Origin of the sequence: Caldicoprobacter algeriensis (genome assembly GCF_023838525.1) — a bacterium.
Classification (GTDB): domain Bacteria; phylum Bacillota; class Clostridia; order Caldicoprobacterales; family Caldicoprobacteraceae; genus Caldicoprobacter; species Caldicoprobacter algeriensis.
Window position 1 is genome coordinate 86,197 of sequence record NZ_JAHUQD010000004.1, and the last position, 22,302, is coordinate 108,498.

Below are 22,302 nucleotides of genomic sequence, written 5' to 3' on the forward strand. Positions count from 1 at the left end.
AATTCAGCAAAAAGTGTATAATTATATCATATAGTTTGTAACACATATAATAAACAACAATGAAATATTTCCAAGATATGATACTACTATTGGTGTTGGCTGAAAGGAGAGCTGTGGCAGTGCAAGTGTTGAATTACCAGGAAAGAGAAATATTAGATGACCTGGAAGAGGTATTGTCCATATTAAAGCGGAAAAACAGGTCGGTGCGTCCCCGTGCGTTTTTGTGGAACAATGTAAGCGACGAGGTACACCGGCAAATCCTCTACATGGTAGCGCAGGAGCTCAATCTGCCCAGTCCCCGTTTCATCGCTTCAAAGGACCTAGAAAAGCATAAATTTAAATTTTTGGACAATCAGCCATTAAACGGCTTGTATTCATATTATAAAAACAGAGTACCCAGAAAAGAGGGCATTCATGTCATCACTAACATATGTGACCAGCTGGGCATTCCGCCGGTATCCGAGGACGAATGGATTCGTTATATCAGCACGCACAACATCTTCTCCTGGGGCAACATCCCGAAAGAGGCAAAGAGGAAAATATTGCTTATGGCCTGCCAGGAGCTGGGGTATCCCCATCCCATTTACATCAAAAACGATGATTTTTCACACAAGTTCAAGTTTTTAAACGGCAAAACCCTCACCGGGTTTTATAACTACTTCAAGAGCATCTCGCAGGATATAAGGGGCAGCGTTATAAAAAACATGTGCGACATGCTGGACATCGAGATCACCGAGCAGGACTGGATAACCTACATCACTGACCAGTCAATAAGCGTGTTCTGGGACGTCATCCCCCACAAAGTAATAAGGGATTTGCTGTTTAAGGCGGCACGAAAACTCGGCTACTCCAATCCCCGGATGATGTCGTCTGATGATTTGAAGGTGGGTCTAGACTTCCTAAACGGCATGTCGCTGTACAGCTTTGCCTCCAGATTTTTCGGCTTAAACAGGGGCGGTATGCGCAGCATCGATTTCATATGCGACGTCTACGGAGTGCCCGAGCTGACCTTCGAAGAATGGCTGAACTTTATCTCCCATCAAAAGAACTTCAAATGGGAAGCGGTGCCCAAGCCCTACCTGGCAGAGATACTGTTTATGAAAGCCAGGGAGGAAGGCAAATCCAATCCACGGATGCTGAAGGCTGAAGATTTTTCCAAGCCTACCTCGTTTTTGAACAACAAAACCTTGACCAGCCTGTACACCTACTACAGCATTCTCGCTTTCAACAGCGGGAAAGACACTATAACCTTTATGTGCGATGACCTGAATATTCCGCCGCTGAACATCCAAGAGTGGGTATCCCAGATCGGTGAGCCAAACTCCAAAGTTACATGGGAATCGGTCCCAAAGGAAATCGCCAGGGAAATACTGTACAGATGTGCGCAGGAACTTGGACTTAAAAACCCTCGGCTTATGGGCTACAGGGACTTTTGTCTCACAAAATTTGAGTGCCTGAACGGCAAGACGCTGTCAGGGCTTTATTCATATTACAGCTTGAGGGCGCCTTCCGACGAAACCCCGGTTGTACAGTATATATGCGATTCGCTGGGGGTAGAAAAGTTAACAGTAAACGAGTGGATCAACATGATAGCCAACTGCAATATGTGCAGATGGGAAAGCGTTCCCTTAAGGGTACAGAGGGAAATAGTGATGCGGGCAGCCATTGAAATGCAGGTATTTCATCCCCGGCTCATGGGCACAAAGGAGTTTGACTCGGTGGAGCTCAAGTTTCTAAACAACAAAACATTGAGTGGCCTATATTACCACTATGCCGCCAAGCTCAATGACCCTGAGCAGCAGGTCACCGAGTTTATATTCAATACCCTGAATATACCAAGGATTGACATCAACCCCAAGACCGGAAGGCTAGCTACCACCGATAACATGTCCCACCGAAAGTATTTTGATAGCCTGGCCAACATAAAGGCGGTGGTCAACGAATACTTAAAGAGGTTTGACCTTAAAAGCCTTTGCAGGAAACACACCTTTATTAAAAATGCCAAAAAGGCCGGGATATACAAAAAAGGACTGGTCACCGTGCTGGCACCCATGAACCGAAAGCAATACCTGGATTTTCTTTATGAGATATTGAAGGCCGTACCCAGGGACTGGCTGGGCCTCAGAAAACCTCGAAAAGGGGACTACAGGCTGCTGAAATCCGATCTTTACAAACTGGCAGGCATCGAAGGGCCTACAGAGGAACCGGTCAACAAGATAAACTTTGCAAAACCCGAGCTGGTACAGCTTAAAGACAAAAAAACCGTCATTGAGGAGCTGAACGTCTACAAGAGGATCCTGGATATAAAAATAAGGAAATTTCACGACATGAAGTGTATCTTCCTGGTTGAATTTGGGGACTCGTTCATATTCCAAATAGAAACAGCACTTTTCCCCGGCGAGGTCCTCACCTCAAATACTGGATACGAGTTCGAGGTGGTTGAATGCCGTGAGCACAAGACCAACGAGGGCTACATCATAGAGCTAAAGCCTTTAGAGCCCATCACCGAAGAGGAAGTAGCACAAATCAGGACGTTCACCAGAAGCTCCAATGACGCCATACTATTGAACTACCTTGAAAATTTAACGCGTCAGATAGAGGATGATACCCTATCTCCCCTTATGGCGGTGGTGCTGGGGCTTAAGAAGGAAGCGCCCCTGTCATTTGAAGATATAGACATGCTTCCCGACCACGCCTATCACAACAAAAACCTGCTGGCCAATCAGGCCCAAAAACAGGCGGTGGCTCTAGCGTGCGCTTTGGACGGCGTCAACCACGTGCTTGAAATAGTGCAGGGGCCACCAGGTACCGGCAAGACCACACTGATAAAGGAGATCGCTTTGCAGTATTACTACGCCGGCAAAAACGTGCTCATACTGGCCAAGACCAACGTGGCCGTGGATAACATACTTGAAAAGTTGATAGAGGACAAAGTGCGGGTCTTGCGAACCGGAAACAACATAGAGTTCAAATCCACCCTGCCGTATGCCCCCACCGTCTCAACTTCCAACCCTGCTTATATGGCCAGGCTCAAGGGCACCAACAAGATTGTATTGGGTACTCCTTTGGGCTTTTATTTGGACAGAAATATGGAACCTGAAAATTACGATATAGTGATTATAGATGAGGCTTCGCAGATGGATGTACCTGAGACGCTGTTCAGCCTGGGATTTGCAGGCAAGGGCATAATAATTGGAGACCATATGCAAATACCTCCCTTCCCTATCCAAAACGAAGTTCTGCTGGAGTACGATCCCCATATGGATCTTCATACCAGCGAGGAGCTGCAGAAAAGCCTTTTTGAAAAGCTTATAACCGACAAAAAGAGGTTTAACTCGGTATTTCTCGACATAAACTACCGGACCGAAAACCCAAAAATGGTGTCCTTTATCTCGGAGCTGATATACGATGGAAAGCTCTATCCCAATACCGACTCGCTGTATTACAAAATACCCCAGCAGAAAAGAGACCAGCTATTCCCCGACAACCCCATAGAAATCATCGATACCTCTGAGTTTTTGGATCCTCAAACCCGGGCTGAAACTGAAGAAAACTCAACTTATTACAACATAAGCGAGGCCATGCTATCGGTCAAAAAAGTGCTGGACCTGCTAAAATCCGGGGAAAGGTTGGAGGACATATGCATCATTACGCCCTATAAGGCCCAAACCCAAAAGCTGAAGGAGGTATTTAAAGCAAATTCAAAGTATTTTTCTAACTTTAACTGCTCGCTGGAGGATTTCATTGAGCACAACATTTACACCATCGACTCCTTTCAGGGCCGCGAACAGGAAAACATCATAATCAACTGGGTCAGGAGCAATTACAGCAGACCGGGTACATATACACGTACCGGATTTTTGAGAGATTACCGCAGGATAAATGTCGCACTATCCCGTGCAAAAAAGCGGCTTATACTTATAGGCGACTTTGCTACGCTGACTAAATCCGAGAACATGAAGGTCCAGTATATATTTTCCAAAATAAAGAGCATAAATAGAGAGGAAAAAATAGTTTTATAATTCCGACTTTCGGGGAATACTAAGGAAGAGATTTCGATGCCAAAGGAGTTGATGTAATGGATCGCTTAGCCCTTATCCTGGTCATAATAGGGGCCCTGAACTGGGGACTTATAGGTCTCTTCCGGTTCGATCTGGTGGCAACCCTATTTGGTGGGCGCGACGCTTTGCTCAGCAGAATCGTATACACCATAGTAGGCGTTGCAGGGGCGTATTGCATAAGCTTTCTTTTCCGCGAAAGAGAAAAAGCAGCACAGAGATAATACACACACAAAAAGCAGGGCAAAGAGCTTGCCCTGCTTCCTAATTTATGGCTCGTTATTGTTGACCGGCCATCTGTCTCTGCTGCTGCTCAATCATCTTCTTTACCATATTACCGCCGATTCTGCCTGCATCTTTGGCCGAAATGTTGCCATTGTAACCCTGTTGGAGATTTATGCCCAACTGACCGGCTATTTCGAACTTCATCTGGTCCAAAGCCTGCTTGGCTTCAGGAACCAGTTTTTTGTTTCTGCTGGTACCAGTATTGTTGTTGCGGTTCTGGAATTGCTGTATCATCTAATTTCACCTCCCGTCTACCCTTAGTATTCCACGGGACCATTAAAAATAAACGGCTCTCTCTTTATTGCATTATATTTACTGGCCTGGAAGGTTCAGAGATCTCGCTTAGGGCCTCGCCAGCTTTTTCTACAAGACGGTATCTGGTGGCAAGATCTCCTATTGAAACCATGCCCACCAGCTTATCGTTTTGCACAACCGGCAGCCTTCGAATCTTGTGCTGGGCCATCAACTCTGCTGCCTCTTCCACTTCCATAGAGGGACTTGCATAAATGACCTCCCTGGTCATCACTGTCCTTACCGGAGTGGTCTTTGGATCTCCACCGCTGGCAATATTTCTAACCACAATGTCCCTATCTGTCAAAATGCCCACAACCTTGCCATCATGCTGGCAAACAGGAAGAGCACCTACATTATGAATCTGCATAAGCTTACAGGCATCCATTACCGTATTGTCCGGCCCCACAACCGCAACCCGTGTAGTCATTATATCCCGCAGCTCCATAATTCTACCTCCTATTTTCCTAAAATTAATTTATTCCTATCCATCTTTTTTAGTTTCCCACGCGCCCATACAATTATTCTGCTCAAATTTTCAAAATAGCTGAATTTGTGATCAAAGCTTTGAATCCATGACATATTACACACCTTTGTATTTAAGTAGCTGCAAATCCTTTCACGCTAAAAATCAAAATATCGACAATAAAGAATATAATGATTTTTCTGAAATATTCACATTATCCACAGAGTTATCAACAGCCCTTGTCCACCTGTTTTAGCCGTTTCCACAGGATGTTCACATTATCCACACACTTCTTGGCCACATTATCCACATTGGGTACGGCTGCTCACAATGTTAGAAAAGCTGGGCTCCACAGTCAGCAATAGGTCATGTATTTTCCCCTTCATGAGGCTGTAATAAGCCGCGCAGGCTATCATAGCGGCGTTATCGGTACACAGCACCGGTGAAGGATAATAAAGTTCAAAGCCACATTCCTCGGCTTTCTGCTTCATACACTCCCTCAATGAAGAATTGGCAGCCACGCCACCCGCCAGGGCTATCCTGGTCACCCCTATTTTTTGAGCAGCTTTGATGGTCTTGTCCACCAAAACATCCACCACGGCCTGCTGAAAGCTGGCTGCGATATCGACAATGCTGTAGCTTTCGTTGCGCTGCTCCAGGCTATTGAGATAGTTGAGCACTGCCGTCTTAAGCCCGCTGAAGCTAAAATCGAAATTGTCCTCCTCCATGTAGGCCCGCGGAAACTGCACCGCCTCTGGGTTTCCCTGCTTTGCTATAGAATCAATGGCCGGCCCGCCGGGATAACTCAATCCCAAAGCCCTTGCCACCTTATCGTAAGCCTCTCCTGCCGCATCATCACGGGTTTGCCCTATAAGGCTGTACTCCCCGTAATCCTTAACCCACACCAGGTGCGTATGCCCCCCCGACACCACCAGGCAAAGGAAAGGCGGCTCAAGTTCGGGATGCGCAATATAATTTGCGCTTATGTGCCCCTCGATGTGGTCCACTCCCACAAGAGGTAGGCGAAGGGCGTAGGCCAGCGCTTTGGCAACGGACATCCCCACCAGCAAGGCTCCTACCAGGCCCGGCCCGAATGTGACGGCAATGCAATCCAGCTGCTCAAACCCTATCCCCGCTTCCTCCAGCGCTTCGTCAATTATGGGGCTTATCATTTCCACGTGTTTTCGCGACGCTATCTCGGGCACCACGCCCCCATATCGCCTGTGGAGTTCAATCTGGGATGAAATCTTGTTACTAAGCACGGTACGGCCGTTTTTTACAACCGCTGCCGAGGTCTCATCGCAGGAAGTCTCTATGGCTAGAATGATAATCTCATCTTTATGTTTTAATACTTCAACCCTTTTTCTCATATCATCAAAATACGACATAATCGTATCCTCCTTAAAAATTAAAACTTCCGTTTTTTATTCTAAATTAATGTAACACTCTAACGAATCATACATAACATGATATTGAAGTTAATAAAAGGAGTGATGATAGGTGGCCAATCTCTTAAGTTTCTTTGGCGGCGATAACAATATACTTCTACTTATTTTACTGTTATTGATCTTTAGCGACGGGGGGAAATTCTTCCACGATGATGACTCACTCTTCTTAATCATTATACTAATCATTCTATTTTGCTTCTGCGGGGGTTTTAAGATTTTCAGCAATGAAGGTTAATAATCCCTAAAACCACTATCAAACAAGCCCTCCCTACAAAAAGGGATGAATTCCCTACTTATACGACCAAGGGATAGGACATGAACTTAGCCCTATCCCTGCTTCCATTTTAACCTTTCCAACCATACACAAATGCCACCAAGTAAGACACCCACAGCCAGCATCCCTAAAATAAAATGCGTTATTATTCTGATAACAATGTCATAGAAAAATTGTTCCGGCACTATCTGTATAAGAATGTCAGTCTGCGGATTAAGCAGCCAAAGGTCGTTATCAAAGAAAATATAATGGAAATAATTCCAGTAAGGCGTAAAATCTTCATTTATCAATACCAGCAAAGCTCCACCTATCAAAACTAAAAACATAAGTAAAAGCAAATAGGCTTTAAACAGCCATCTTATCATATCTGCTTTTTTGATCAATATATAAAGTATAATCAGAAAAAAAATAAATCCAATGATTAAAACTCTCCGCAATTGATATCCCTTCATGAACAATTCCCTGACATCGATCATATGGGCTATCTCTCGTTCATTAAAAACATGCCTTTCCTGTCCGTTGATGACGGCTCTTATATTCAAATCGGGCCTTTTGCCTCGTATATAATCCAAAAGGGCTTGAGTGACCTCCATGAGCTCCTGCTCGGAGATACCGATGGCCTCAGGGCGCTTCAGCTTCTCATACTCGGCGCTGTAAAAATCAAGGTCAAAGGCAGAAATCTCTATGCAGGTAAGCAGAAGTATAAAGGCCAGTAAAAATATCACCGCCAAAGAGACGAAAAATATCACTGTCCTCGATTTGCTCAACTCATTCATCATCGCCTATTCCCCCTGTATCAAACCCAGCGTACGGCTTATGCTAAAATTCCACATTATGATGGCATCCTCGTTTTTATCGCTGTAATATCCCTTTCGCACGCCCACCTCAACAAATCCCAGCTTTTTATACAGGCTTTGAGCGGCTATATTGGAAGCCCTGACCTCCAACGTCATCCTGTCTATCCCCATTCGATGGGCTTCCGTCATCAAAGCCTTAAGGATGGCCTCGCCTATTCCCTTCCTTCGAAAAAGGGGATGCACCGCTATGTTGGTTATATGGGCTTCGTCAACAATGAGCCACATCCCGCCGTACCCGACCACAGTCCCCGAATGTTCAGCCACCACATACCTGGCACATCTATTTTTTTCCACCTCGAGCACGAAGGATTGCCTGGACCATGGAACCGAAAAGCACATCTTCTCTATATCCCATACCGCATCGATATCATCAGATGTAATTAGGCGAATGATATACTCCACTAGCAACCGGCCTCCTTACTGCGCTTTTCAAACCTCTGCTCGGCCTGCGATTTGCGCAGGTAAAACGGCTGCAGCTCCCAGTAGTTTTGTGTATCCCCTGCCAGCGCCCTTTCAAGAGCCAGCCATGCGATGGAGGAAGCCCTCTGCAGAGCATGGGTGGGGGGCGCAAACACCGCCCGGCTACCCATTCTCTCCTCTATAACGCTTCTGTAAGCAAATATCCCATCGCCGCAAAAGTGGACAGGCTCATCCCACCTGTTGAGTACCTCTATCAATTTTTCAACAGATACAGCCAAATACTCTTCCAGGCGTTCCAGCCCACCTCTACTCCATCTGTACACCGATGTATAAACTTGTGCACGCCTGGCATCCATTATGGGACAAATCAGCCCCTGAGCGCAGGTCAAATTAAACGCCAACCCATCAAGGGTTGGAACCCCCACCACCGGTTTCTTTAATGCTTGGGCCAACCCTTTGACGGTGGCCACCCCAATGCGCAGCCCTGTAAAGGAGCCGGGGCCGTACGCCACCGCAAAGACGTCTATCTCTCCGAGCACCAGTGAAGCGTCCTCTAAAACCTGTTCCACTGCCGGCATCAATTTTTGGGAATGGTTTCGCTCCTGATTCAATATGTATTCTGCCAGCAACCTCTGCTCATCCACTACGGCCACCGAAATCACAGCAGAAGAAGTCTCCACCGCCAGCACCTTCATATGTTTTTCAGCTCCTTTTCAAACCTCGAGTATCGGCCTCCCACCGCATCCACCGTTATCCTCCTTTTTTTACCATCTCCAGCAACTTCTATCCTCACCCTCACGTACTCCTCTGGACAAAGGTATTCCAGGCGCTCAGGCCATTCCACTATGGACACGCCATCGCCGTAAAAAAACTCCTCATATCCCAGGTCCAGAACCTCATCCGGCCCGCACAACCGGTACAGGTCAAAGTGAAAAACAGGCACCCTGCCCTCATACCTGTGCATCAGGGTATAAGTGGGGCTGGTTACCACATCCTTGGCACCCAGTCCCTGAACAAGCCCTCTGGTCAGCACGGTCTTGCCGGCTCCCAAATCCCCGTACAAAAGCACAATATCCCCTGCTTCAAGCAGCTTGCCCATCTTTATGCCAAGTTCCATCGTTTCCTGCTCTGAATGCGTTACAAACACTGCCATAAGACACCATTCCTTGCAAAAATATTATCATGTCTTTATATTATAACCTTAAAAGGGCTGCATAACAAGAACAGGCCAAAACAAAAAATAATCCCCCGCTTCATAGAGACGAGGGATCATTACGTTTATGGCAGGCCTACCTGTGAAGAATTGGCGATACTTTTTTATATATGAACAGGGTAATTATGGATACCACCACGGCCTTTAGGACATTAAAGGGTATAACAGCGTACACTATATACGTCTTTAAGTCAACTATTGCCTTATTCGCCTGTGACATCATGTTCAATATGGCGTCCATGGAATACACCTTTGCATAGAGGGGGATTAACACATAGTAGTTGGCCAGTGAAGCCAGCAGGGTCATGGTCACGGTCCCCACTGCCATACCTATGACTGCTCCCTTTTTGGTCTTATTCGTCGAATACACCACAGCGGCCGGAACCACAAATCCAATTCCCACGATGAAGTTGGCCAGGTTGCCAACACCACCGGTCTCGCTCTTAAAAAAGAAGTGAAGCAGGTTTTTGATGAACTCGATTATAATTCCTGTCACCGGTCCCATGGCAAACCCACCTACGAGGGCAGGTAGATCGCTCAAATCAAGCTTGAGAAACGATGGAAAAAGCGGCAGGGGAAACTCGGCAAACACCATAAGCAAAAAGGCAATGGCTGAAAGCAATGAGATTTTGGTGATATCTCGAACTTTGAAATTTATCTTTGCACCGCTGTTACATTTTGTGTTGATCATAAGCCATTCTCCTCCCGTAATTTAAATTTAAACTAAAAAAGCTCCCGAAACTATCATCGGGAGCTTTTTGTATGCGCAGGCACAACAACACTATCTTCTCCCATCCAGACTGTAACTGTCGGCTCCGGAGTTTCACCGGATCGATCCCTCGCCGAGGGACTCGCGGGCTTTACCGCCGGTCGGGAATTTCACCCTGCCCCGAAGATAGTCGACCACTTCACAGCATATATTCAACTTTAATAATCATTATAGTATATAAAAATGTATTTCGCAAGCACTTTTTAAGGCACGGTTTTGCCAATCATTCCAAGTGTTCAATCTCCGAAAATTCCACCATTCTTTTCTCTCTATACGATATATATGCCGCTTCCATAAGTTCAGTCAGCTGCACCCCATCCTCGACTCCGAAGTGAATCTCTGAACCCCTTAAGATGCCATTTACCCACTGCTGTATAGGACTGGGCAAAGGCTCGGGAAGCTTGAATGGCGACACCCACCCCGAAATTTTGGCTGTAAGATCATCGGATATAACCTTAACCCCGTTTTCTGGCCCTCCTATAAAAAGGCTTCCTTTTGTGCCGTAAAGCTCCAACGAAAAAGGACTGCTCTTAGACACAAAACTCGTCTCAGCAACAGCTATTGCACCGTTTTCGAATTCTATAACGCACACCGCGTTGTCCTCTACCGGCTTATCGGTAAAGCTGTTAAACATGGACGTTATGCGCGAAGGTTTCCCTAATATCCATCTGCAAAGATACATGGGGTGAGCACCCAAATCGATCATTGCCCCTCCACCACATTGCACGGGGTCATAGAAATGCTGCGGCAACCAATTACTCGAAGCGCCATCATGGGCGTTGCGCACCCTCATCAGCGTAATGTCGCCCAGAAGCTTTTCATCTACCACTTTTTTGGCAAAAAGGTTGGCAGGCCTCGTCCTGTGAGGAAATGATATACAGAATTTGACCCCCGATTCCTTTACGGCCTTTGCAATGCTTTCAGCTTCTTTTGTCGTAATAGCCATGACTTTTTCGGTAAAGATGTGTTTTCCCGCCCTGGCAGCCGCGATCATAATTTCCGGGTGCATGTTTGTGGGGGCATTTACGCATACCGCATCCACATCCTCCCTTGTAAGAAGGGTATCAAGGTCTGATACAAATTCTACCCCCAATTCCTCTGCCCATTGTTTTCCCCTGCTTTGGTCCTCATCCCACACCGCAGTGATAACCACATCGGGCAACGACCTTAATTCATTGGCATACCCAGTTGCATGCACATGCCAACGGCTGAGCATCGCCACCCTCAACATTGCTTTATACCCCCCATATAATTAATTGTTCAATACTGGCATAATAGCCTTATTCATAACAGCCTTATTATGCTTCCTGTCTTACTCTCTCTTGAACACCAGATTGCCATCGATGAATACCCACTGCGTCCTGGAACGCACATCCAGGGGATGGCCGTCAAATATCACCATGTCGGCATCCTTGCCTTCCTCCAGGCTTCCCACCCTGTCATCCAAACCGGTTATCTGGGCAGGATATATGGTTATGGCCTTCAAGGCCTCCATCTCATCCATCCCTTCCCGCACAGCTATGGAAGCGCAAACCGGCAGATACTGTATAGGGATTACCGGGTGATCGGTCATAATGGCCACTTTAAGCCCCGCTTTGGATAGAATAGCAGGCGCTTTAAAGGTAAGGTTTCTGAGCTCCACCTTGCTGCGCTCTGTAAGCAATGGCCCCACAATGACCTTTGCCTTCTCTTCCAGCAAGAAATCGACTATCCTGTGGCCTTCAGTACAGTGATCCAGCGTAAAATCCACATTGAACTCTTTGGCGATCCTTATGGCCGTCAATATATCGTCGGCTCGGTGGGCATGGATCTTAAGCGGTATCTCTCGGTTCAAAACCTTAACCAGTATCTCCATCTTAAGGTCTCTATCTGGCATTTTATCAGGATTTTTCTGCCCCAGCTCCAGTTTGCGCTTGTATTCCTGCGCTTGAATCAATGCCTGCCGCAATATGGCGGCGGTAGCCATTCTGGTAGAAGGAGCTTTATGCTGCCCACCGTATACCCGTTTAGGATTCTCGCCAAAGGCTACCTTCAGCGCCAGAGGCGCCTTGATGACCATGTCATCCACCCTGCGCCCGTAAGTCTTGAGAGCCGCAAACTGTCCGCCTATGACATTAGCGCTTCCCGGCCCGGTAACCACAGTAGTAATCCCATGCTCTCTGGCCTCACGAAAGCTGTTATCTTCCGGGTTTATGCCGTCGATGGCTCTAAGATGCGGAGTGACGGGATCTGTCATCTCGTTCCCGTCGGCACCTTCAAATCCTATCCCATCCTCCCACATTCCTATATGGCAGTGGGCATCCACGATTCCCGGCATGACCCACATTTCCTGCGCATCGATTACCTCGAAGTTTTCGGGCGGATCTATATGTTCTGCTACTTTCTTGATCTTGGTCCCCTCAATCAATATATCCCCTCTATCGTAGTTTTTGCCAGCCATAGTAAGTATCCTGCCATTTTTGATAAGCACATTCATTTTATCTCCTCCCCCAAATTTATAACCTGGCAACTATCTGCCACGCTGAAATTTGTCCTCTAAATTCAATATATTTTTCACAAATTTACGTCTGCTCAACTTTATCAGCAAAACGCATAGACTAGCCCTTCAGTCAGAGGTTTAGAGCACAAAACCGTTCAGGCAAATACAGCTAGCTTAAACGCCGCCTTCCTCCAAAAATTTAAACTCTATATAAGCCCGTGGTCAGCGAAGCTAAAGTATTTGCCATCGGCCACGATGATGTGATCCAATACCTTTATGGATATGGTTTCAAGGGCAGCGGCTATCTTACGCGTAACATTTAAGTCCGCTTGCGAAGGCTCCAGCGACCCACCGGGATGATTATGTGCCAGGATGACGCTGTGCGCCTGATGCCGCAGTGCAGCCTCAACAATCAACCTGGGATATACCGGCGCCTGGTCAATTGTCCCCTCATGAACCAGGCAAGGGTGATTGACCCTGTTTTGGGCATCCAGGCACACCACATAGAAGGCCTCATACAGCCTGCCAGAAAACAGCGCAACCAAATACTCTCCCGCCTTGGCCGTGCTATTTAGTTGAGGCTTTTTGCCCCATTTATCTTTAAAATAAATCCTGGCCAGGGATGGTATAAGCGTCAACAGCACAGCGGAATTCTTGCCAATACCAGGAACGGACATCAAATCAGCTGGATCGGCTTCAAACACCGCCGATAAAGAACCATACCTTTTCAGCAAAGCATGAGCCAGTTCGTTGGTATCTTTCCTGGGCACCGAATAAAACAGCAGAAGTTCCAAAATTTGATGAGGCTCAAAGCTGTCCAGCCCCTCGCTCAAGAATCTATTCCTAACCCTCTCCCTGTGTCCCTCATGCACCGGTACCACCCGTCCAAAAAATAGTCGTGTAAAACGCCTGTCAACAGCCCTTTGCAGGCAAAAACTCAAGCAGCGCCAATCTAGACGGCATTAAGAAAGTCGTTTATAAACCCGGGCAACACAAAGCATGCATGAAACAGATCTTTAGTAAAATATCGCGTGTTCAATCCCTGTGCCCGGCTTAAATCAGCTGCTGAATAATGATACGCATTAGAAGCCATTGTAAAGCTCCACAGCCCGCTTGGATAAGTAGGAATACACGCCAAATACGGATTGACGCATTTAAATAGGCTGCTCAATAGGTCTTTTACTCTTTTCATGACGTCCTTATTGTAAAAAGGCGATTCTGACTGGACATTTAAAATCCCATCTGGTTTCAAAGCCTTCAAGCAATCGCTGTAAAATTGATATTCAAACAGCTGTACCGCCGGCCCTACGGGATCTGAAGAATCCACTATTATCACATCGTATTCCTGTTTTTTAGATTTAATAAACTCAAGGCCGTCCTGTATAAACAATTTAAACCGCGGATCGTCAAAAGCAGAAGCGTTCTCCGGGAAAAACTTGCGTACGGCATCAATCACTTCTCCATCGATCTCAACCATGTGCACCTCTTCAACCTCTTTGTGTTTGAGCACCTCTCGCGCCGCTCCCCCATCTCCCCCTCCTATTATGAGCACCCGCTTGGGAGAAGGATGGGTCAGCAATGGAACATGGGCAATCATCTCATTATAGATGAATTCATCCTTCTCTGTAATCTGAATGGCGTTGTCTAGAATAAGGGCACGTCCATAATCCTCCAGTTCCAGCACCTGCAACCTTTGATACCTGGTTTGTCGTTCATGCAGTACCTTCTTTACCTTCCAATGGAGCTTGTATCCTGGCGTCTCCTTTTCAACATACCAAATACTCACTCCCTCTCTCTCCTCCTTTCGTCATCCAACAATTTGGTCCGTACGCATTCCTCGCAAAATCCAAATATCTCAAAGCTGTGGTCGATTGGGACAAACCCCTCCTTCATTGGCATGTCCCCAAGGGGACAATATTCCACACACTGTACTTTACCACAGCCCTTGCAAATCAAATGGTGATGATGTCCACCATCAATCAGTTCGTAATAAGCAGCGCCCTGATCAAATGTTATCTTGCGCACTATGCCCTCCTGCACAAGCATATCGAGGTTCCTGTACACGGTAGAAAAGTTGATACCAGGATTTATCTCCACGACCTTCTCGAAGATATGCTGCGCTGTAGCCAAGGGCCTTTCCAGCTCCATGAATACATCCAGTATGGCCTGGCGCTGCTTGGTAAGCTTATATCCCCGCTGCTTAAGCTGCTCGACAAATTCATTTTTGTTTTGCATCCACAAAACCCCTTTGCCCAATTTCCAAGCCGTCATAAATACAAAAGCCCTTTTATATGCCTATATGTGCGACACCTCCACACCGCTTCTGCAAAAGTCAACCATCCGTATCTCCCATCTTTCTTGAAAAGCCGAAACCGCTTCCTTCATTTTATCGATAAAAGTTACATTCCCTTCATCCAAAATGGCGACAATAGTGGGACCTGCCCCGCTTAAAAATACGCCCTTTGCACCCCATTTGCCGGCATAAAAAAATATGTCGTCCCAATGAGGAATCAGGGCTTTTCTGTAAGGCTGATGCAACCTGTCCTGCGTAGCAACCGCAAGCATCTCCGACCTCCCGGTCAAAAATGATGCAACCAAAATGGCCGTACGGCTTATGTTAAACACAACATCCTTGAGCGGTATGGCGTCGGGGAGTACCTGCCTGGCTTTGGCAGTGCTCAACTCAAAATCGGGTATCATAACCGCCAGCTTTATCCCTGGCGGGGGATCCATTTTTACATATAAAACCTCATCGCCTTCCAAACAGGCTGCCGCCATCCCGCCCACCAGAGCAGGGACCACGTTGTCAGGGTGCCCATCAACCTGAACAGCCAGCTTCATCAGTTCGTGCAAGCCCAGCCTAAATCCACTCAGAGCATTGGCGGCAACCATACCACCTACAATACATGCAGCGCTGCTCCCCAATCCCCGGGCAACAGGGATATCGTTGGTCAGGGTCATCCGTATGCCTTTAGGGCGGTAGCACACCTCATCGAAAACCTTCTGCATAGAGGAATACACCAGGTTGGTATGGTCGCGGGGCACCTCATGGCAGCCTTGCCCCACCACCTCTATGTATAATCCTTCATCGCATTCTTCCACTTCTATAGTGTTGTATATATCAATCGCTATCCCCAAACAATCAAAACCCGGTCCAATATTGGCTGTAGTAGCTGGTACTTTAACCCTTACCACATACTTTTCCTCCTGTTTGAATGCTTTCCCTTTCTTTAGGAAATTGTACCACAATTTTAACTGCGCTACAACCTTTATCGCCCCTTTGTACATTGCAAAATATTCAAAATAAAGAAAAAGGGGAGGGGGCCAGAATATAGCCGGCCTCATCCCCTTCTATCATTTTGGAAACTATCAAGCACGCACGCTATGCAAAACATTCCCATTTTATCAAGCACCTTGATGCTTACCAGCAGCAGGCAGCTGCTTTACAAATTCATAAAAATCCTCATATGACCCTTTATAGGTACACTCAATAGGCTCATCGGTCCTGTGTATCAGGTAATCGGTAATCAAAAAGGTCTTCATGCCAAGGGAAGCGGCCACAAGGTCCTCCTGCACATCATTCCCAACCATTATGCACTGATGAGGGTGTTTGCCGATATCCCTTAAAACCTCCTGATAAAAGCCTACATTGGGCTTGCAAAATCGGTTATTTTCATAACATGAGATATATATAAAATCCCCCGGCTTAAATCCTGCCCATTGAATTCGATGGACAATAGCCTTTTTGGGAAAAAGGGGGTTTGTGGCTATGGCCACGTCATACCCCTTTTCTTTCAATATGCGCACGCTCTCCCTCATGAAAGGCACATCCCTCACGCACTGTCGAGTGTTTAAAAAACCCTCATCATAAAAAGCATCAAACCTGTCTTTATATATGTGAATCTTGTCCTCTCCCACCAGCTTGGCAAAGCTCTCTACAAACACCTCTCCATTGGTCCGCTGCCCGGTGTTGTTGATCATGTCCTTTGTAGCTGCCCATACATATTTGACCAGGCGTTCGGGCTCTATCAAATCGCTGAATACCTTTGACATTTCCTTAAAATACAGCTCGGTAAACTCATCTATATCCATGGGAAGCAGGGTCCCATCAAGGTCAAACAGAAAAGTGTCGACCCCCCTCAAATTCATCCCTCCTTACCCCACCCTGGCCATCACTCCATACACCAGCCTGTTCATCTTGTCTTCAGCATCTTTCAGGCTTTTGCCTACAGTGGAAAAATAAAACTTTATCTTGGGCTCGGTGCCAGAAGGCCTGACAGCAAACCACGAGCCATCGGCCAGGGTATAGCGCAACACGTCAGAGGGTTGAGACATGGCTATGGGCAAAATCTTACCCTCATCTACGTGATAAGCCTTTAAATCCTTGTAATCCTTAATAACAGTAACCTTTACTCCTCCCACATCGAAGGGCGGGTTTGCACGGAAGTCCTCCATGATGGCCTTTATCCTTTCCATACCTTCCTTGCCCTCAAGATATACGGATTTCTGCGTCTCATGATAATATCCAAACCTTTCCCACAGCTCTACCAAACCATCATACAGCGTCATACCCCTCGATTTATAATAAGCGGCCATCTCACAAGCCAGCATAGAGGCTATAACGCCGTCCTTGTCCCTCACAAAATCGCCTGCCAGGTAACCATAGCTCTCCTCATATCCAAATAAAAACACCTTATCGCCCGTCTCCTCGAATTCCTTGATCTTCTCGCCTATAAATTTAAAGCCGGTATAAGTATCCACCGTCTCAATCCCATATGACTTGGCAATCTCTCGGCCCATCTCGCTGGTCACAATGGTCTTGATTATGGCTCCGTTGTGCGGCAGCCTACCTGCCCTTTGTAGTGACCCAAGCACGTAGTTGACCAATAATGCCCCCAGCTGATTGCCGGTCAGCACCACATATTTGCCCTCTCCATCCTTCACCACAACCCCCAATCTATCGCTATCGGGGTCAGTACCTATTATTATGTCAGCATCGTGTTTTTTGGCAAGCTCTATAGCCAAAGCAAAAGCTTCCGGTTCCTCGGGGTTAGGATATTTTACGGTGCGAAATTCAGGGTCAGGCAACTCCTGCTCTGGAACCACTATGACGTTTTTAAACCCCAGCTCCCCAAGCACACGCCTTACCGGCTTGTTGCCGGTTCCATGCAGTGGGGTATAAACGATCTTGAGCTCCTTACCAACCTCTTTAACCAGCTCCTTATTTATGCAGAGCTGCTTTACCCTCTCGATATAGCGGCTTAGCACATCTTCTCCTATGATGTGGAAAAGCCCCCGGGCCTCAGCCTCTTCCCTGGTGATGGTTTTGATGTCCTCAAAGCGCTCTACGGCATAAACTTCTTTTATGATTTCCTCAGAACGGCTGGGAGGCACCTGTCCCCCATCCTCCCAGTACACCTTGTAGCCATTGTAAGCGGGGGGGTTATGGCTGGCCGTTATGACCACCCCAGCAATTGCACCCAGCTCCCTTACGCTAAACGACAGCACCGGAGTAGGCTGCAGCTCATCATATAGATAAGTTTTAATCCCGTTGGCGTTCAAGACCAGCGCCGTCTCCAGCGCAAACTCCTTTGACATCCTCCTGGAGTCATAGGCAATCACGACGCCTCTGTTCATGGCTTGTGGCCCTTGTTTCTTTATATAATTGGCCAGACCCTGGGTGGCCCTGCCGACGGTATACTTGTTCATCCGGTTGGACCCCGCACCTATAATCCCACGGAGCCCGCCAGTGCCAAACTCCAAATCCTTGTAAAATCGATCCTCCAGCTCCTTTTCATCGTGGGCTATGGCCGCCAATTCTTCCTTGGTTGCTTTATCTATTACAGGGCTTTCCATCCACAGCCTATACCTCTCTCTGTAATCCATCCAAACTCCCTCCCTTTCTTCTAGCGTATTTCATAAGTTACCGGTTTTATTGTTCAACAAGCAAGAAAGTTTTATTTATGTAAGCCATGCACATGGTTTAAATATCGCTTAACTCCTTTTCTACCAGACTCTTTAAATACCTTCCAAACTCTTCTTTGAGGTCCTCTCTGCGGAGGGCAAACTCCACTGTGGCCTGCAAATAGCCCAGCTTGTGACCAACGTCATACCTTTTACCCTCAAACTCATAGGCATATATGGCCTCTTCCGAAGCCAGAGCCTGAAGCGCGTCAGTGAGCTGTATCTCCCCTCCGATCCCGGGCGGGGTATTGGCCAAATGATAAAATATCCTGGGCGTGATGATATACCGTCCCAGAATCGCAAGGGTGGACGGTGCCTTATCGGGATCGGGCTTTTCAACCAGCCCCTTAACCTTATAAACCCTGTCTTCAATCGGTATGCCGTTGACGATTCCGTACTTGCTGACATCTTCCTTAGGCACATGCTGACATCCAAGAACGGTGGTCTTATATTCATTGTAAACCTCGATGAGCTGCTTTAAACATGGTGTCTTAGAATATACGATATCGTCGCCCAGCAGCACAGCAAAGGGCTCGTCCCCTATAAAAGAACGGGCACAGTATATGGCATGTCCTAAACCTTTGGGCTCCTTCTGGCGTATGTAATGAATATCCACCATGTTTGAAATATCATCCACCAACTTGAGAAGGTCTTCTCTATTGCTCTTGCGAAGGGCCTCTTCCAGCTCCAGTGAACGATCAAAGTGGTCCTCAATAGACCTCTTGTTTCTGCCGGTAACAATGAGAAACTCCTCTATTCCCGACTCAATAGCCTCTTCTATTATATACTGTATGGTAGGCTTGTCAACGATGGGCAACATCTCTTTGGGCTGGGCCTTTGTGGCCGGTAAAAACCTGGTTCCTAACCCGGCCGCCGGAATGATGGCTTTTCTTATCTTCATCCTATATCCCCCATTTCTCTGCTGCTTTAATCCGTTCTTGTCTTTCGTCCTTTCTGAAAATCATACCAAAGATGATCATCCATAAATAATATTTTACATCTTATGTTAATTTTTCTCAATAACCAGCCTGTATCCAGTATAAGACTCAAACTCCTTTTTAACGTCATCAAAGGCCTCACGATCCCAATCATCCACAGGTACAATCCTAACCTCCTTTTCCAGCTGAAAAAAGCCAGGGTTCTTTTTTAAACGCAATCCCTTTTGCTCCAGCAACCGTCTTGCCAGCTTGATGATCTCGTTCTGGTTGGGATTGGGATTGATCCTCATAGGCCATCCAGTCTTCTCCTCAAGCTGCAATATGATGTCCCGGTATCGCTCGCCTATCTCCGGAGATATAAAAGTCAGCTCTATATAGGGCCCCTTTTCATCCCGCTTCAGCCCCTTTTTATAAAGCCTGTGAGGCTTTCCCGCAAAGGTTTCTTCTATAAGCCTGAAAGCCCTGTTCTGTTCCATCTGGCCGGGCTGTGCTGCCACCGGCTCAGGCGTTTTGGGCTCTGTGTGCCCTTCAATGACCAAATCAAGGCCGGTAGCCTCGCTGAACCGTTTTCTTATATCCTCAACATCCACATCCCCTTCAATGGAGGCTTTAAAATACCCCTGAGCACGGTAATACGATAAACTTCCCGACAGATAAGCACCCTCAGGCAAAAGGCTTACAAGCAGGTCCTCTGCAGCCTCCAGATTGCACTCCCGGTTAAGCTCAACCCGCCAGCCGGTTAACTTCTCGAACTGCTCGATTTCGTCCCTGTACTTCTGGACCGCAACCTTGGGAAATTTGAAGTAAAGCAGTGCAACCTTTTCATCAAACCTGGCCCCCTTTTTATACAATCCCGTCTCGGGCGGGAAAAACTCATCCACCAGCGCAAGCATACGGTTAACCTCCATAGGCCCTTGAAGCTCTTGCAACCGCTGGGCAACTTGCTCTTCAGACAGCGGCCGGTACAAAAAAGGTCGCCAGCTATCGGGCTCAAAGTAGTCGGAATGGAGCAGTACATCCGCCAGCTTGCTTATCTGTTCCTGTGTCGGCTCCTTTCCTGACCAGATCTTGAGCAGCTCTTCGAGGCTGTAGGCCCTCTTTTGCCCGCCATGATCCATTATATGCTTCCACAGGGTCTCTATATCTCCCTCACCAGGAAGAGCCTCTCTATTGAGCGAAGGGATTAAAGCCCTTTCAAGCTGCTTTCTGGGGTGCCCGATGCGGAAATCATACGCCTCGCCGTTCCTTGGCACATAAACCCTGCCCCAGAAATCGGCCTGTATCTCCTGGCCCAGGTGCTGTATGACCTCTTCCTGCCCGTGGACCAGGAAAATCTGGCGCGGAGACAGGGCATGCACTAGACCTATGAGCTCGGTCTTATCGGCATGGGCAGATAAGTTGTACCTGTCAACCTGGCACTTGACAGGGATCCGCCTTTCACCCAGTGCGAGAAACCTCTCCTCGCAAGGAGCGTTTACCAGAGCGAGCAGCTGGCGGCCAGGGGCCTCCTCATCTTGATAGCCCGTTATGGCGATGAAGTTCTTCTCATCTCCCACCAGCTTTTCGGCATACCACTGGCTTGGCCCACCGGTCAACATGCCGGAACTGGATATTATGCAGCAGGGTTCCGAAAGCCCCACTATCACTTCACGCTCTCTGGGGTCGGCTACGGGTTGTATCCAGTCATCAAAAAACACCTCTTTATCTTTCCACACCCTCTTAGCCAAACTGCTGTGGAGATAATTTGGGTTCAAGCGGTACATCCTGCACACTTCCCGCACCATGCCGTCAACAAAGACCTTAAACCTAGGCAACTTTCCTCTGTTCATGGCCCGCTTCAGCATGAGTATAACCTCTTGAGCGCGCCCTATAGCAAAGGCGGGTATCAGCACCTTTCCTCCTCTATCTATGACCTCTCCCACCATCTGGATGAGGCGTTCCTCTTCCATCTGGCGGTTAGCGTGGAGCTTGTCCCCGTAGGTACCTTCCAATATGGCCACGTCGGGCCGAAGCTTAGGTATTGCAGCCCCGCTTACCGTATACTGATTGACCAGCGAAATGTCCCCTGAATAGAATACATTCCCTTCTTTCCCCTGTATATATATACTGCTTGCACCGACTATGTGACCAGCATAATAGAAGGTAACTTTCAGATCAGCATCCTTAAAAGGCTGTATGGCATATTCTGGCGAAAAACACAGTATCCTGTCCATCATCTGCTTTACGTGGACCTCTGCGTAAATGGGTATTTCGCCTTCCTGTTGTTCCATAATCTTCAGACTGTCGTAAAGCAGGACGCGCACCAAGTCCTTGGTTGCATGGGTCATATATATGGGAGCACTGGGGTACTCCCTGCTTATTACAGGGAGGGCTCCGGTGTGGTCCAGATGGGCATGGGTAACAAATACCGCATCCACACCACCCTTTTCTTGAATAATACGAAGATCAGGAAGGCTATCTTTCGCTGAATCCATCCTGACTCCCGCGTCCAGAAGGATATTCTTATTGTCTATGCGCAACAGATAGCAGCTGGCCCCCACTTCGGCAGCTCCACCACAAAAGATCAATTCCATCCATCAACATCCTTCCGTAAAATAATATAAATAATCTCCTAATCTATTTGAACCTTTTCTCCTCTTCCTTGCTCCATAACCTCATCATACATTCACTTTCTCTTTTTACTTCAACGAAGTCCATTTTCTTATGTGAATTATAACATAACCAAAAATAAAAGACAAACCGCTGTTCTTCCAAACTGTTCGGTACATAATACACTTAGCATCAATTGCAAATACAGCAAATAACTGGTATAATATACTTAACTTTAAGCAAGGGGGCAC

At 47.1% G+C, this 22,302-nt stretch carries 20 protein-coding genes and 1 riboswitch; of the genes, 2 read left to right on the top strand and 18 right to left on the bottom strand.

Annotated elements, in window-relative coordinates; translation table 11 throughout:
* Nucleotides 1–59: 59 nt before the first annotated feature.
* Both KVG29_RS03635 and KVG29_RS03640 read left to right on the top strand, forming a co-directional pair.
* Nucleotides 60–4,022 (top strand): DEAD/DEAH box helicase, encoded by a 3,963-nt coding sequence (locus tag KVG29_RS03635; protein ID WP_252226616.1) that lies wholly within the window; start codon nucleotides 60–62, stop codon nucleotides 4,020–4,022.
* Nucleotides 4,023–4,078: 56 nt separating this feature from the next.
* Nucleotides 4,079–4,282, top strand: coding sequence for a DUF378 domain-containing protein (locus KVG29_RS03640; RefSeq protein ID WP_252226618.1), 204 nt, complete (start codon nucleotides 4,079–4,081; stop codon nucleotides 4,280–4,282).
* 55 nt (nucleotides 4,283–4,337) lie between these two features.
* On the opposite strand, the gene KVG29_RS03645 is transcribed toward KVG29_RS03640, so the two are convergent.
* The 18 genes from KVG29_RS03645 to KVG29_RS03730 all read right to left on the bottom strand — a co-directional run bounded on the left by KVG29_RS03645 (nucleotide 4,338) and on the right by KVG29_RS03730 (nucleotide 22,035).
* On the bottom strand, nucleotides 4,338–4,577 hold the full coding sequence (locus KVG29_RS03645; RefSeq protein ID WP_252226620.1) for an alpha/beta-type small acid-soluble spore protein: 240 nt from the start codon (nucleotides 4,575–4,577) through the stop codon (nucleotides 4,338–4,340).
* A gap of 64 nt (nucleotides 4,578–4,641) precedes the next feature.
* Entirely contained in the window at nucleotides 4,642–5,082 is a 441-nt protein-coding gene (locus KVG29_RS03650; protein ID WP_252226622.1) for a CBS domain-containing protein, read from the bottom strand.
* Between the two features lie 320 nt (nucleotides 5,083–5,402).
* The gene (gene tsaD, locus KVG29_RS03655; RefSeq protein WP_252226623.1) at nucleotides 5,403–6,488 is read right to left on the bottom strand and encodes a tRNA (adenosine(37)-N6)-threonylcarbamoyltransferase complex transferase subunit TsaD; all 1,086 of its coding nucleotides are present in this window, start codon (nucleotides 6,486–6,488) and stop codon (nucleotides 5,403–5,405) included.
* 387 nt (nucleotides 6,489–6,875) lie between these two features.
* A complete protein-coding gene (locus KVG29_RS03660; RefSeq protein ID WP_252226625.1) occupies nucleotides 6,876–7,601 on the bottom strand; it encodes a TIGR01906 family membrane protein in 726 nt (241 codons plus the stop codon).
* Nucleotides 7,602–7,604: 3 nt separating this feature from the next.
* The gene (gene rimI, locus KVG29_RS03665) at nucleotides 7,605–8,081 is read right to left on the bottom strand and encodes a ribosomal protein S18-alanine N-acetyltransferase (RefSeq protein ID WP_420840521.1); all 477 of its coding nucleotides are present in this window, start codon (nucleotides 8,079–8,081) and stop codon (nucleotides 7,605–7,607) included.
* The gene (gene tsaB, locus KVG29_RS03670) at nucleotides 8,081–8,794 is read right to left on the bottom strand and encodes a tRNA (adenosine(37)-N6)-threonylcarbamoyltransferase complex dimerization subunit type 1 TsaB (protein WP_252226634.1); all 714 of its coding nucleotides are present in this window, start codon (nucleotides 8,792–8,794) and stop codon (nucleotides 8,081–8,083) included. The genes rimI and tsaB overlap by 1 nt, the downstream gene beginning before the upstream one ends.
* Nucleotides 8,791–9,252 carry a tRNA (adenosine(37)-N6)-threonylcarbamoyltransferase complex ATPase subunit type 1 TsaE gene (tsaE, locus tag KVG29_RS03675; RefSeq protein WP_252226640.1) on the bottom strand — a complete coding sequence of 154 codons (462 nt, stop codon included), beginning with the start codon at nucleotides 9,250–9,252 and terminating at the stop codon, nucleotides 8,791–8,793. Before tsaE ends, tsaB begins: the two co-directional genes overlap by 4 nt.
* A gap of 136 nt (nucleotides 9,253–9,388) precedes the next feature.
* Nucleotides 9,389–10,003 (bottom strand): ECF transporter S component, encoded by a 615-nt coding sequence (locus tag KVG29_RS03680; protein ID WP_252226642.1) that lies wholly within the window; start codon nucleotides 10,001–10,003, stop codon nucleotides 9,389–9,391.
* 88 nt (nucleotides 10,004–10,091) lie between these two features.
* Nucleotides 10,092–10,213: riboswitch (FMN riboswitch) on the bottom strand.
* A 91-nt stretch (nucleotides 10,214–10,304) separates the two neighbouring features.
* Nucleotides 10,305–11,312 carry a Gfo/Idh/MocA family protein gene (locus tag KVG29_RS03685; protein WP_252226644.1) on the bottom strand — a complete coding sequence of 336 codons (1,008 nt, stop codon included), beginning with the start codon at nucleotides 11,310–11,312 and terminating at the stop codon, nucleotides 10,305–10,307.
* Between the two features lie 81 nt (nucleotides 11,313–11,393).
* Nucleotides 11,394–12,557: an amidohydrolase gene (locus KVG29_RS03690; RefSeq protein WP_252226645.1), complete on the bottom strand. Its 1,164-nt coding sequence runs from the start codon at nucleotides 12,555–12,557 to the stop codon at nucleotides 11,394–11,396.
* Between the two features lie 209 nt (nucleotides 12,558–12,766).
* Nucleotides 12,767–13,432 carry a RadC family protein gene (gene radC, locus KVG29_RS03695; protein ID WP_252226647.1) on the bottom strand — a complete coding sequence of 222 codons (666 nt, stop codon included), beginning with the start codon at nucleotides 13,430–13,432 and terminating at the stop codon, nucleotides 12,767–12,769.
* A gap of 80 nt (nucleotides 13,433–13,512) precedes the next feature.
* A complete protein-coding gene (gene speE, locus KVG29_RS03700) occupies nucleotides 13,513–14,346 on the bottom strand; it encodes a polyamine aminopropyltransferase (protein ID WP_252226648.1) in 834 nt (277 codons plus the stop codon).
* Entirely contained in the window at nucleotides 14,343–14,795 is a 453-nt protein-coding gene (locus KVG29_RS03705; protein ID WP_252226649.1) for a Fur family transcriptional regulator, read from the bottom strand. Before KVG29_RS03705 ends, speE begins: the two co-directional genes overlap by 4 nt.
* 60 nt (nucleotides 14,796–14,855) lie before the next feature.
* Nucleotides 14,856–15,755: a homoserine kinase gene (thrB, locus tag KVG29_RS03710; protein ID WP_252226650.1), complete on the bottom strand. Its 900-nt coding sequence runs from the start codon at nucleotides 15,753–15,755 to the stop codon at nucleotides 14,856–14,858.
* A 210-nt stretch (nucleotides 15,756–15,965) separates the two neighbouring features.
* Nucleotides 15,966–16,703, bottom strand: a complete 738-nt coding sequence (locus KVG29_RS03715; RefSeq protein ID WP_252226651.1) for an HAD family hydrolase — start codon at nucleotides 16,701–16,703, stop codon at nucleotides 15,966–15,968.
* A 12-nt stretch (nucleotides 16,704–16,715) separates the two neighbouring features.
* Nucleotides 16,716–18,446, bottom strand: coding sequence for a phospho-sugar mutase (locus tag KVG29_RS03720; RefSeq protein WP_252226652.1), 1,731 nt, complete (start codon nucleotides 18,444–18,446; stop codon nucleotides 16,716–16,718).
* Nucleotides 18,447–18,543: 97 nt separating this feature from the next.
* A complete protein-coding gene (galU, locus tag KVG29_RS03725; protein WP_252226654.1) occupies nucleotides 18,544–19,425 on the bottom strand; it encodes a UTP--glucose-1-phosphate uridylyltransferase GalU in 882 nt (293 codons plus the stop codon).
* 105 nt (nucleotides 19,426–19,530) lie between these two features.
* Complete coding sequence (locus tag KVG29_RS03730) at nucleotides 19,531–22,035, bottom strand: MBL fold metallo-hydrolase (protein ID WP_252226656.1); 2,505 nt, start codon at nucleotides 22,033–22,035, stop codon at nucleotides 19,531–19,533.
* Nucleotides 22,036–22,302: the final 267 nt, after the last annotated feature.

Coding starts and splice junctions, on each gene's coding strand:
- KVG29_RS03640 (WP_252226618.1), top strand. CDS start 4,079: ATGGATCGCTTAGCCCTTATCCTGGTCATAATAGGGGCCCTGAACTGG.
- KVG29_RS03660 (WP_252226625.1), bottom strand. CDS start 7,601: ATGATGAATGAGTTGAGCAAATCGAGGACAGTGATATTTTTCGTCTCT.
- KVG29_RS03645 (WP_252226620.1), bottom strand. CDS start 4,577: ATGATACAGCAATTCCAGAACCGCAACAACAATACTGGTACCAGCAGA.
- galU (WP_252226654.1), bottom strand. CDS start 19,425: ATGAAGATAAGAAAAGCCATCATTCCGGCGGCCGGGTTAGGAACCAGG.
- KVG29_RS03720 (WP_252226652.1), bottom strand. CDS start 18,446: ATGGATTACAGAGAGAGGTATAGGCTGTGGATGGAAAGCCCTGTAATA.
- KVG29_RS03705 (WP_252226649.1), bottom strand. CDS start 14,795: ATGCAAAACAAAAATGAATTTGTCGAGCAGCTTAAGCAGCGGGGATAT.
- tsaB (WP_252226634.1), bottom strand. CDS start 8,794: ATGAAGGTGCTGGCGGTGGAGACTTCTTCTGCTGTGATTTCGGTGGCC.
- KVG29_RS03730 (WP_252226656.1), bottom strand. CDS start 22,035: ATGGAATTGATCTTTTGTGGTGGAGCTGCCGAAGTGGGGGCCAGCTGC.
- tsaD (WP_252226623.1), bottom strand. CDS start 6,488: ATGTCGTATTTTGATGATATGAGAAAAAGGGTTGAAGTATTAAAACAT.
- KVG29_RS03635 (WP_252226616.1), top strand. CDS start 60: ATGAAATATTTCCAAGATATGATACTACTATTGGTGTTGGCTGAAAGG.
- tsaE (WP_252226640.1), bottom strand. CDS start 9,252: ATGGCAGTGTTTGTAACGCATTCAGAGCAGGAAACGATGGAACTTGGC.
- KVG29_RS03680 (WP_252226642.1), bottom strand. CDS start 10,003: ATGATCAACACAAAATGTAACAGCGGTGCAAAGATAAATTTCAAAGTT.
- KVG29_RS03690 (WP_252226645.1), bottom strand. CDS start 12,557: ATGAATGTGCTTATCAAAAATGGCAGGATACTTACTATGGCTGGCAAA.
- KVG29_RS03650 (WP_252226622.1), bottom strand. CDS start 5,082: ATGGAGCTGCGGGATATAATGACTACACGGGTTGCGGTTGTGGGGCCG.
- KVG29_RS03685 (WP_252226644.1), bottom strand. CDS start 11,312: ATGTTGAGGGTGGCGATGCTCAGCCGTTGGCATGTGCATGCAACTGGG.